This window comes from Vibrio sp. 10N.247.310.17 (assembly GCF_041466605.1).
Classification (GTDB): domain Bacteria; phylum Pseudomonadota; class Gammaproteobacteria; order Enterobacterales; family Vibrionaceae; genus Vibrio; species Vibrio tasmaniensis_A.
The window spans coordinates 16,314-27,451 of sequence record NZ_JBFSTC010000077.1 but is presented as its reverse complement, the minus strand read 5'-3'; the positions used below and the strand labels follow the sequence as shown (position 1 = coordinate 27,451).

Here is an 11,138-nt window from a genome sequence, read left to right as displayed (position 1 = left end):
GTAAGACTCGCTACACTGTGCGATCTAAACACCTTAAATGATAGGTGTTGGCCTATGAAGCGGGTTATCAGCACCCTTCTAATTTCACCAATGCTTTTAAGAAAACCTTCGGTGTGCCGCCACAAGACATAGCGATTAAGACTTAGTTACATTGATATAAAACTATTTGCTCTATAACTTTAAAAGGCTATATCTAACATCTGCTATGTTGGCCAGGTGACCGCCACATATAAACAAACTGGTCATTCTGCGAAGTAATTTCAAATCCAAACCTCAGATACAAACCTCCAACTCGATTGCCTTGTAAATAGCATAGTTCGACAGGCTTATTGAGGCTATCAGCCTTGGTTAAGCAATCAGCTTTAGTTAAGAAATCTTTCAGTACTTGGCTACCAATTCCCTTTCCATGATACTCAGGCAGCAAGAAAAATCGGCAAAAATAGAAGTGGTCGCCTTTATCTTGCAGCAAAACACTACCAATCGCTTTGCCGTGATATTCAATGATCTCGGGCCGTTCTTCAGCCCACTCTTCGGCATGTATATCTCGTTGAACTTGCTCATCCCAACCAAATACAGCTTTGATCGGCTCAAATTCAGCGGCCTTCTTAAGCTCGAACAGAAATTCGTAATCTGATGACTGAGCGGGCCTTGTCGAATACTTCAAAATACCTCCAACAATAATTGGCTATGGCTTCACTTTCGCTCAAACCGGGACATAGTAACCCCGATAAAACCCAAAAATGCCACGCTTTAATGTTCATTTTGGTTCTAGTTGGTAACGTAAGACTTCGTGTTTATCTTGCTCCGAGTAAAAGGTATTCAGGAATTGTCCACCGCACTTCTCAATCACCTTTTGCGAAGCTATATTGCCCCTCTCACACGTAATAATAGCGCTTTCGGACAATACGTGCCGTTGAACCCAAGACAACATATGACTTGCGATACCCCGCCCTCTCGCTTGTGGCAAAGTCTCGTAGCCGATATGTCCTATGACATCGTGAATGTACGGACTGGTGCCATGACGAACTCTTATCACTCCAAGAATACGTCCAGACTCGAAACAAAAATAAGTAGAAGCAGGCGTCCAACCTTCTGGCAGTTCCTCACCTTTTGAATAAGCGACTCGCCTTTTTAAATACGCATCACTACTGTCAGAAATACCTGTATAAATATCTAACCCATCCTCAGAGCAAGCATTCACATAGCGATGAAAGGCTCTTGAGTGCGAAATATCAGCTTTGACCATGTCCATATAGTTTCGATTCCTAGTTACTGCTCTTTCGGATTTAGCGATCAAGTCTAAGCTAAGTGCATGGTGTATTCTTGGTGTCCGGTATGCTCATCAGATTGTTCGCTCACAATAGAAAAACCTTGGGACAAGTAGAACTCAATCGTCGCTTGGTTTTCTTTATATACATTTAAAGACAAGTTCGGACATTCAAGCTTCGCGTGTTGGATTAGTTGCTTACCAATACCACTGCCTTGATGTTCTGTACTGACAAAGATCGCCGCTAGTATCTCTTCGTAAAGTGAATAGAAGCCACGAACCTCACCATTGACTTGGTACACATAGGTCTGTGATGCAGGAATTATATAGGTCGCGCATATTACCAACTTGCGACTCCCAGAACTCAGGAGCCACAAAATCATGCGCCTTGATCGAGGCGGTTAACCAAATGTCTAAAACGGTTTCAATATCGGCTGGACGGTATTCTCTGATCATCTTAATTCTCTGAAATTATTGCGGTTCAATATGCGAATCAGTATGCCGAGAAGCGACTTAAACTTATTGAAGATTTACGACAATTGTTTGAAACAATGGTTACTGCTTCTTAACGTACTTCGCTGTAACGAGCATTTCACCACCACCATCAAGCTTGCAATCTAACTGATGATCTTTGCCTTCATTTATTCGTCTGATTACCGCTTTAGTGCCGATTTTCAGTACAGAAGAACTGCCTTTAATTTTTAGATCTTTAATGAAGGTAACTTTATCGCCACTTTCCAATACAACGCCATTTACGTCCTTAACACGCGCGGCTTCTCTTTCTAAACGCTCTTCTTCTGGGTTCCACTCATAGGCACACTCAGGGCAGATTAGGTTGTTTTGGTCTGGGTAGACATATTCAGATTGGCATTGCGGGCAAGGAGGTAGAGACATACGTTAATACTTCATTTAAATAGAATTTGTTCCATTTTAATGACTCTTGTCAGGCTTAGCGAGCATAAATCTAACAAGTTTTACGGAGAGCTAATTGTCGTAAAAAGATCAGTACCTAAAACGAACAAACACAGCCGCTAAGCTGTGTTTGTTTAAAAAGTTGAGAAGCAGAACGGCTTAACGTTCGACTTTTGGTGAGTAAATCGAGTAAGCGGTGATTTGCCCAGCCACGATTGCAGAGAACATGAATAACGCCGATAAACCAATACTCGGAATAGGCAAAATCGATTGTTCAAACACCGACTGGCTAGCACTCACTAATACTCGGCTACCCGGAACCAAGATGATGATCCCTTGCACGATATAAATAGAGCCCGTGAGTTCCATCTTCTTGGCAATCCAAGTCCCGTACAAAGTAATAAGAACCGTCGTAACCCAAGTACCGACAACCCAGCCACTATCAAAACCAAGATAGAATGGCCCCCACATACCCAGAACTGCCACTGGCAAGCCAAGTAAGATGTCTTTAGGACGCGCATTGAACATCACACCAATCGACACCGAGATCAACACCAAACCAGATATGTGCATCCATGTCGGAACCGCATTCGTATAGTCAATGGAGACCGCTTGTCCCCATATCGCTTCACCAATATTAAGACCCATGATAATCCCGACAAACAGCTTTATCAGGGTTAATGCGCTCTGCCCTAACAAACTGGTACCAGAGACGAGATCATTAAACGCCAAACATTCTAGTGCGTTGGCTATGGATAACCCGGGGACAAACAAGACAATCGAAGCGATACATAACGCCCACACCGGGATCGGCAACCCTGTGCTTGCCAAAAATGCCACGAAGATACCCGTTAATAGTGCCGAGATGAATTCAACCGCAATAGCGCGACGTGAATGAAGAACTTGCTGGCATACCCAAACCATCAAACCCAGTAATGCAGAAAAGCCAACGGCTTCTAACGTACTGCCAATTAGCATCAGATACGCTGGCGGAATACCCATATTGGCCAGTGCCGTCACAAGTTTAGAGTAACCGACAGGCTCTGGCACAGGCTCACTGCTCGGTTGGTTAATACGAATGATGGTATTGGCCAACAAACTCAAGTTAATCGAAGCAGGCTTTAGACGTTTAAGAATAACGGCGTTGTTATCGTCTGGAAATTGATAATTAATCGCGGTTGGCGTTGCTTGGATCATCACATCAACACCATGCTTTTTTGCATAGAATTGGGTGTATTTCTCTAGCTTGTAAGGAGCACAACCACTGCGATGAAGAGTGTCACCAATTTCAACAATTTTGTTAATTCGGAACTGAGAAGGCATGGGAATTTTTGGGGAGACAAAATGTGCGGCAAATGTACCAAACGATAGACGTAATGACGAGAGTTTTGCATGAATTATCAACTAAATTCGTTACTTTTTCCTTCGAACGCTTAGAGGAGCCTATAACTCCACCCGCTTCGGATTCGCTTGATGAATACTTTGGCAGACTGGCAAGTTAAAACAATGCATCCAGATTGTTATTATTGGGCATCAAAATACGAATGGAAATCAGTTTATGTTAACGGTCAAATTGCCTGTATTTATGTTGATTTTATGATGAGAAAACACCACTAAAATAGGTTTATAAATCCAACTGAATGGGTCTTAGAAAGAGTGGAGGGTTCTTTGTTGTTTCTCGCCCTACGTTTAACGAGAGTTTAGTCACATTTTATTCACTCTAAAAGCGCCGAACATGATGGAAAAACTAGCGGAGTGGTGGTTATGCGAGCACTTAGAATAAAAATGAAAGAAAAAGGTTTCGTTTTCAGTTAGATGTGGCATTATCAAACTCGTTAAGACGATGTGCGTACATCGTATAATGGCTATTACCTCAGCCTTCCAAGCTGATGATGCGGGTTCGATTCCCGCTGTACGCTCCAGTCTTCTTGATGCTTCAGTCTTACTCTTAAGACAGTGTGCGTGCATCGTATAATGGCTATTACCTCAGCCTTCCAAGCTGATGATGCGGGTTCGATTCCCGCTGCACGCTCCAATTCCTCTTTATGTTTCGTTACGTGTTTTCTTCCAGCGATACCCTATTCAAAAAACTTCTCCGCTCGTTAAACCTATAAGCATTAATCCATATAGCTTAAACCCATTTTGTTAAGTCTAACCAACCAACGCTAATTAAGCAGCTAGCGCTATTAACTCCTTAAATCGCTTCGAATTTCTTAAACCTTTCCCATTACATATTGCAGTCTAGCTTTTAACGATTTTCAAAATTGTTCCAATTTAATAATCTTGGTCAATATCTGCAAAAATCATTGTGTTAATGTGCGCGCATTAGCAACAACCCATAAATAATAAAAAATGTTTAAAAGCAATGAGTTAACAATTAACATCGAAGCAATTAATGTCGCTTTAGCAAAAGTTGAAAATGCCAATAAAATTCAGCTAGATACATTGAAAGGTTATGTGAACAGCGAGCCTGAACAGGCTGTACTGGCTTTTCGATCGCTGAATGAAGCAGAGTCAATCGACGACAAGTTTAAAAAGATCATGGCAGAGCTACCGCACCTGAGCGGCGAAGCACACCACCTGCTTGAAACTTCTATCTTGCTACAGTGATTCTAACTACAGATAAGCCTCAGCCAATACAAGTTAGTTCATGTATTCCTGAACAGGTTGAGACTTATCTTTAACTGGTCACAATGTTTAACCAATGACTTAGCTGCCACACAAAGCTGTGCTGATAGGTTGAAATGAGTTGGTGATGTAACGCCCTCGTATTACTCCCAGAAGTTCCACCACTTTTTGCTGTTTTCTTCACGCTGCTGTTGGCCTTTCTCTGACCCTTTTCCTTCTTCTTTACGCTCTTGTTCCGCTTTCTTGTCTTTCTGCTTTTCTAATCCCGACTTTTCTTCGTCATTATCCATATCATCTTCAAGCTTTTCTTTCTTATCTTTGAGCTTCTCTTTACTCTCTTCGAGGGCTTCTTTCTCGTCTTCCAAATCGTCGAGTTCTTTATCTAGTTTCTGCTTATCTTTTTTGTTCTTACTTTTTTTCGCTTTCTTATTTTTCTCTTCGATCATTGAATCAAGCTGCTTCTCACGATCATCAATTTCGCCTTCAACTTTTTTAGCCTCAGCGAGCGTTTTCACTTCTTCTAAATCGGGCTTACCTTTACCAGCCCACTCAGGTTTAGCAGCAATGCTGTGGGTCGACCACGTTATTAAAGCACACGTTACTGCAAGTACTAGAACTGTCTTATTCATCCTTAAACTCCTATTCCCATAGTCTTTTAAAGCTAATACCTAAATAGCACTAAAACAAGGTAGCCATACCTAGCACTCATCCCTTTGAACTAGATATGGCTTGTGTATCACCTTATAGCGTTATCGACTTCGCCATTCCCGCTTCCGCGTGTCCTGGAATATTGCAGGCAAATTCGACTTGATTATCACCATGGAAATGCCACAGTAATTGCTTCGCTTTGCCCGGCTTAACTGTAACTGTGCTGCCCGAGTCATGAGCGTGATTACCCATATTTTTCATCATTTCACGGTGCTCTAGCTGCTCTGAGGCAGAACCAATCGAGAATTCGTGGTCAATCTTGCCCGTGTTCATCACAACAAACTGCACCACGTCGTTCGGCTCAATATCGACCTTATTTTTGAATGTGATTTTCATATCATCACTTAGTAAGACATGAACCACTTTATCCGGCTTTGCGCCTGTCGCAGGCATACCCACTTCAGACATGCCTTCCATATTCATCATTCCATCCATATTCATCATCTTCGAATGGTCCATCTTTCCATCCTTCATCATGCTGTGATCCATTTTTGAATGATTCATCTCTCCACTCTTCATCATCGAGTGATCCATATTTGAGTGGTCCATATTCGAATGGTCCATTTCAGCAAAAGCCGTTGCAGTAGTTAACATCAGTGCAATCGCAATAAGTGTCTTTTTCATGATCGTTCCTTAGCTTAATTCTGTTTTTTTGTTAGTTTCACATGTTCATGTGGTGCGCCCTTACTCACTCTTTTTTGGCAAGTAAGGGCTAATAATCAATAAGTTATTTGTTTGTCTCGTTTTGGTTATGCGTAATCTCACGCTGTTTCCAGAGCTTAAAGATTGCAGGCAACACCAGTAGGGTAAGCAACAGTGCAGACGCCATTCCGCCTATCATCGGCGCGGCAATTCGCTGCATCACTTCAGAGCCCGTACCCTCGCCATACATAATTGGAATGAGGCCAATAATCACCGTAAGTACTGTCATCATCACTGGGCGAACACGCAGTCCTGCACCCTCACGAATCGCATCCGTTAAGTCTTCACTCTGAAGTGCTTGCTGGTTCTGCTCCGCATCCAATTTTTTGTAGTGCCATGCTTGATTTAGGTAGACCAACATAATGACGCCTATCTCAACAGCTACCCCGGCAAGGGCGATAAAGCCCACACCCACCGCAATCGAGAAGTTGTAATTGAGGACATGCATCAGCCATAGGCCACCAACCATCGCGAGTGGCAATGTCAGCATAATCATCATCACCTCACCGACACGGCGGAAGCTGAGGTAGAGCAATAACATGATGATGGCGATGGTAATTGGCACAACGACACTTAAACGTTCTTTGGCGCGCTCCATGTATTCGTATTGACCAGACCATGCCAGTGAATATCCGGCAGGCAAGACGATTTGATCTGTAACGATTTTTTGCGCCTCTGCCACATAAGAACCAAGGTCGCGACCTTCGATGTCAACGAACACCCAACCATTAGGACGCGCGTTCTCCGTCTTAATCATTGGCGGTCCATCTTCATAGCGAATGTCTGCAACATCAGACAAAGCAATTCGCGCTCCGTTTGGTGTCACTAACGGCAGGTTCTGCAACTTAACGACAGAATCACGATAGCTTTGCGGATAACGGACATTGATTGGATAACGCTCTAGCCCTTCTACCGTTTCGCCGACATTCATACCGCCAACTGCGGTCGAAATAACCTGCTGAACCTCTTTGATGCTTAATCCGTAACGAGCAGCAGAGCGGCGCTTGATGTCTATCGTCACATAACGACCACCCGCAACACGCTCAGCGTAGACAGAAGCAGTACCACTCACGCTATTGAGGATGGGTTCAAGTTGAGAGCCAATATCCTCAATCACGCTCAGATCTGGGCCTGCGATTTTGATACCAATTGGCGTTTTAATACCCGTCGCCAACATGTCGATACGTGTTTTGATTGGCATGACCCAAGCGTTGGTCAAACCGGGGAATTGAATCAGATCATCAAACTCTTTACGCAGAGACTCCGTAGTGACACCGTCACGCCACTGTTCTCGCGGTTTAAGCTGAATAACCGTTTCAATCATGGTCAGTGGCGCAGGATCGGTTGCCGTCTCTGCTCGACCAATTTTGCCCCACGTGGTTTCGACTTCTGGAATGGTTTTGATGAGCTTGTTGGTTTGTTGCAACAACTCACGAGCCTTACCTATTGAGATGCCCGGATACGTGGTTGGCATGTACATCAAATCCCCTTCGTCCAAAGGAGGGATGAACTCGCTGCCAAGCTTACTGGTTGGGTAATAAGCAGACGCCATTAAGCCAAGTGCGATAACAATCATCACCTTTGGATATTTTAGGCTGAGGTTCAGAAGCGGTTTGTACATCGCCACTAGGCTGCGGTTTACTGGGTTTTTGTGTTCAGGTAGCACGTTACCGCGAATGAAGTAACCCATTAGCACAGGCACCAGCGTGATAGCCAAACCCGCCGCTGCCGCCATCGCATACGTCTTGGTAAACGCAAGTGGCGAGAACATCTTGCCCTCTTGCCCTTCTAGCGCGAACACAGGCACAAAACTCAAGGTAATGATAATCAGGGAGAAGAACAGTGGTGCGCCGACTTCTTCTGCTGCCTTACCAATCACCTGCCAACGGTTTTTGTCAGTGAGCGGAGTCCGTTCAATGTGTTTATGAACGTTCTCGATCATCACGATGGCACCATCCACCATGGCGCCAATCGCAATCGCGATCCCGCCAAGAGACATGATATTGGCGTTAATACCCTGCCAATGCATCACAATGAATGCACCTAAAATACCAACAGGCAGACTTAGTGCGATAACCAGTGATGAGCGGATATGGAACAAGAACAGCGCACACACGACGGCGACCACGATGAACTCTTCAGCCAGCTTCTTCCAAAGGTTTTCAACGGCTGAATCAATCAAAGTAGAGCGGTCATAAGTCGCGACAATCTCGACACCATCAGGCAAGCCAGCTTGCAGTTCAGCGAGCTTGGATTTCACCGAGTCGATCACTTCACTGGCATTTTCACCAAAGCGCATCACGATAACGCCGCCAACCGCTTCACCCTCACCGTTGAGCTCAGAGATACCGCGACGCATTTGCGGGCCAAGATTAATGTCAGCAATGTCACCTAATAGCAACGGAGTACCTTTGTCGGTCACTTTTAGCGGCAGAGATTGAATGTCTTCAATGCTTGTGAGGTAACCGGTTGTACGAACCATATGCTCGGCTTCGGCAATCTCAACAACAGACGCCCCTGTTTCTTGATTACCATCTTGGATTGCCTTGTTGACTTGCTGAAGCGTTAGGTCATAAGCACGTAACTTGGCAGGATCAATCTGTACTTGGTACTGCTTCACCATGCCGCCAACGGTCGCCACTTCAGACACGCCTTCTACGGTTTGCAACTCATACTTCAAGAACCAATCTTGCAAACTACGAAGTTCCGCTAAGTCGTGCTGACCAGTTTTATCTTGCAACACGTAGCTGTAAACCCAGCCCACACCGGTTGCATCTGGCCCTAGTGTTGGCTTAGCACTCGAAGGTAAGTTAGGTGCAACTTGGCTTAGGTACTCCAACACTCGTGAACGTGCCCAGTGCCCAGTACATATCAGTATCGTCATTGAAGATGATATAGACATAGGAATCACCAAAGAACGAGTAACCACGAACCGTTTCAGCACCCGGTACGGCTAACATGGCGGTGGTCAATGGATAAGTCACCTGATCCTCAACCACTTGTGGCGCTTGCCCCGGATAACTGGTTTTGATAATTACCTGAACATCAGACAGATCAGGAATAGCATCGACCGGTGTATTCTTTACGCTGTATAAGCCGCCAAATACGATGGCTACAGTGGCAACCAGCACTAAGAAGCGGTTGCTAATAGACCAGCGAATGATTGCATTGATCATAGTTCGCCCTCACCCGTGCTATTCGTCGGTTCGAGAGATTTGAGTACATAATCAGAACCCTGCTTCGCCACTAGAAACCGAATGGTTTGACCCTCGGCAAACTCAGATAAATCAAGCTCATCACTGGCTTGGAAATTCATTTCACCCGCTTTCCAATTCCACTCAGGGACAGGCTGATGTTTTGCGGTGATCATGCCAAAATCTGCCATCAACATGGTGATGTCACCCGTTACCCAAACTTCGCCAGCGATTTTGTGTTTGTTGACCTTGTAATCCACAACCTCGTACTGCCCTGACTCTGTCTTTCTCATCTCAAAGTCAATTGCCTTACCACGTTGCACGTCACTCATGTCTAAGCCTTCCGCAAAGGTGAAGTTCATCACCATGCCCGGCCAATCCCATTCAGGAACTGGCTGATGGTTAATCGTCACCATACGGCTGCCTTGCATAACATCGGAAATTTCACCGTTTGCCCATACGGTTTCGGCTTCTTCTTCAAAACCATTGATTCGTGACAGATCAGCAGATTGGCTCGATTCAGAATCCAACATGAAGTGCGCAGAAGTGACAATGTTCTCACCTTGCTCTAGCCCTTGAAGCACCTCTATTTTTTCGCCAGCTTCACGACCAACCTCAATACGAGCAGAGCGATACTTGCCAGAACCTTCTGACATCACCACTCGAGTCATACCACCGGAGTGAATAACCGAAGATCTTGGGATAGTAAGAACCGCTTCATCACTAATGGGTTTCAGCGCAATATTGGCAAACATATTTGGCTTAAGCTCGCCATTTGGATTGGAGAACTTCAAACGAACGCGTAAGGTTCGAGTTTTTGGGTCAAGGATTGGGTACACGTAATCGACATTACCCAACCACTCTTTGCCAGGAATGGCATCTAGCGTCATCACCGCATTGCTGCCTGACGAGATCCAGTGCGCTTGACGCTCAAACACCTCAGCATCAACCCATACTTCGCCTAATGGACCAGCACTGATCACCGCTTGTGCAGGTGAAAGATAACCACCTTCTCGGATATTCAGGCTTGCGATGACACCATCGGCTGGCGCTTTGACTTCAATGGTTTGTGAGGCTTTGCCTTTACGCGTAATAGCGCGGATTTGAGTCTTATCAACACCCAAGGTAATTAAGCGTTCAGTCGAGCCCTTGATCAAACCTTGACGACCCGTTTTATAAGCACTGATCAACTCTTCTTGTGCTTTAACAAGCTCTGGAGAATAGAGTGTGAAAAGCACATCACCTTTGTTTACCTTCTCACCCACAGCGTTGATAGAGAGTTTTTCCACCCAACCAGAAACACGCACGTTGGTTTGCCATAGCGCACTTTCATCAAATGCCACGTAGCCAACCGTTTCAATGCGCGGTGATAGCGCTTCGAACTTAACTTTCGCTGTTTTGACACCCAGATTATTTTCTACCGACGAATCAATGAACACGGTACCGGGCTCATCTTTAACACCACTTGAGTCACCCGCGTAAACAGGGATTAAATCCATCCCCATAGGTGACTGACCCGGCTTGTCTCGCTGATAATTTGGGTCCATCGGCGCAACCCAATACAGAGGTTCATCCTTGGTTTGTTTACTTACTTCGGCGCCTGTACTCGTTGCCATTGCTGACATGTTATGTGCTGACCCAACGACAAAGTGATTCACACTAAAACCCAATGCACCACCGACCAATAAAGCGATTGTTGCTACTTTTACTGTACTCATTGTCTATTC

General features: G+C 44.9%; 8 protein-coding genes, 2 tRNA genes and 3 pseudogenes. 4 read left to right on the top strand and 9 right to left on the bottom strand.

Annotated features, from left to right (window positions below; all coding sequences use genetic code 11):
- Window positions 1–50 precede the first annotated feature (50 nt).
- A pseudogene (locus AB6D80_RS18515) lies at window positions 51–146 on the top strand (helix-turn-helix domain-containing protein); the annotation flags it as partial.
- Window positions 147–193: 47 nt separating this feature from the next.
- On the opposite strand, the gene AB6D80_RS18510 reads toward AB6D80_RS18515, so the two are convergent.
- From AB6D80_RS18510 to AB6D80_RS18490, 5 genes and pseudogenes are all read right to left on the bottom strand, one after another.
- Complete coding sequence (locus AB6D80_RS18510) at window positions 194–664, bottom strand: GNAT family N-acetyltransferase (protein WP_372189237.1); 471 nt, start codon at window positions 662–664, stop codon at window positions 194–196.
- A 93-nt stretch (window positions 665–757) separates the two neighbouring features.
- Complete coding sequence (locus AB6D80_RS18505) at window positions 758–1,252, bottom strand: GNAT family N-acetyltransferase (RefSeq protein WP_372189236.1); 495 nt, start codon at window positions 1,250–1,252, stop codon at window positions 758–760.
- Window positions 1,253–1,299: 47 nt separating this feature from the next.
- A pseudogene (locus tag AB6D80_RS18500) lies at window positions 1,300–1,723 on the bottom strand (N-acetyltransferase).
- Between the two features lie 99 nt (window positions 1,724–1,822).
- On the bottom strand, window positions 1,823–2,161 hold the full coding sequence (locus AB6D80_RS18495; RefSeq protein WP_004731484.1) for a zinc ribbon domain-containing protein YjdM: 339 nt from the start codon (window positions 2,159–2,161) through the stop codon (window positions 1,823–1,825).
- A gap of 177 nt (window positions 2,162–2,338) precedes the next feature.
- Window positions 2,339–3,502, bottom strand: coding sequence for a threonine/serine exporter family protein (locus AB6D80_RS18490; protein ID WP_009845522.1), 1,164 nt, complete (start codon window positions 3,500–3,502; stop codon window positions 2,339–2,341).
- A gap of 524 nt (window positions 3,503–4,026) precedes the next feature.
- Here AB6D80_RS18490 and AB6D80_RS18485 point away from each other — a divergent pair.
- From AB6D80_RS18485 to AB6D80_RS18475, 3 genes are all read left to right on the top strand, one after another.
- Window positions 4,027–4,101: transfer RNA gene (locus AB6D80_RS18485), tRNA-Gly, on the top strand.
- A gap of 38 nt (window positions 4,102–4,139) precedes the next feature.
- Window positions 4,140–4,214: transfer RNA gene (locus tag AB6D80_RS18480), tRNA-Gly, on the top strand.
- Between the two features lie 317 nt (window positions 4,215–4,531).
- Window positions 4,532–4,789: a hypothetical protein gene (locus tag AB6D80_RS18475; RefSeq protein ID WP_004731488.1), complete on the top strand. Its 258-nt coding sequence runs from the start codon at window positions 4,532–4,534 to the stop codon at window positions 4,787–4,789.
- Window positions 4,790–4,950: 161 nt separating this feature from the next.
- Here AB6D80_RS18475 and AB6D80_RS18470 read toward each other — a convergent pair whose 3' ends face one another.
- From AB6D80_RS18470 to AB6D80_RS18455, 4 genes and pseudogenes are all read right to left on the bottom strand, one after another.
- The gene (locus AB6D80_RS18470; protein WP_122046300.1) at window positions 4,951–5,436 is read right to left on the bottom strand and encodes a hypothetical protein; all 486 of its coding nucleotides are present in this window, start codon (window positions 5,434–5,436) and stop codon (window positions 4,951–4,953) included.
- 112 nt (window positions 5,437–5,548) lie between these two features.
- The gene (locus AB6D80_RS18465) at window positions 5,549–6,139 is read right to left on the bottom strand and encodes a cupredoxin family protein (protein ID WP_372189235.1); all 591 of its coding nucleotides are present in this window, start codon (window positions 6,137–6,139) and stop codon (window positions 5,549–5,551) included.
- A 103-nt stretch (window positions 6,140–6,242) separates the two neighbouring features.
- Window positions 6,243–9,393: pseudogene (locus tag AB6D80_RS18460) on the bottom strand (efflux RND transporter permease subunit).
- The gene (locus AB6D80_RS18455; protein WP_372189234.1) at window positions 9,390–11,129 is read right to left on the bottom strand and encodes an efflux RND transporter periplasmic adaptor subunit; all 1,740 of its coding nucleotides are present in this window, start codon (window positions 11,127–11,129) and stop codon (window positions 9,390–9,392) included. Before AB6D80_RS18455 ends, AB6D80_RS18460 begins: the two are co-directional and overlap by 4 nt.
- Window positions 11,130–11,138 lie beyond the last annotated feature (9 nt).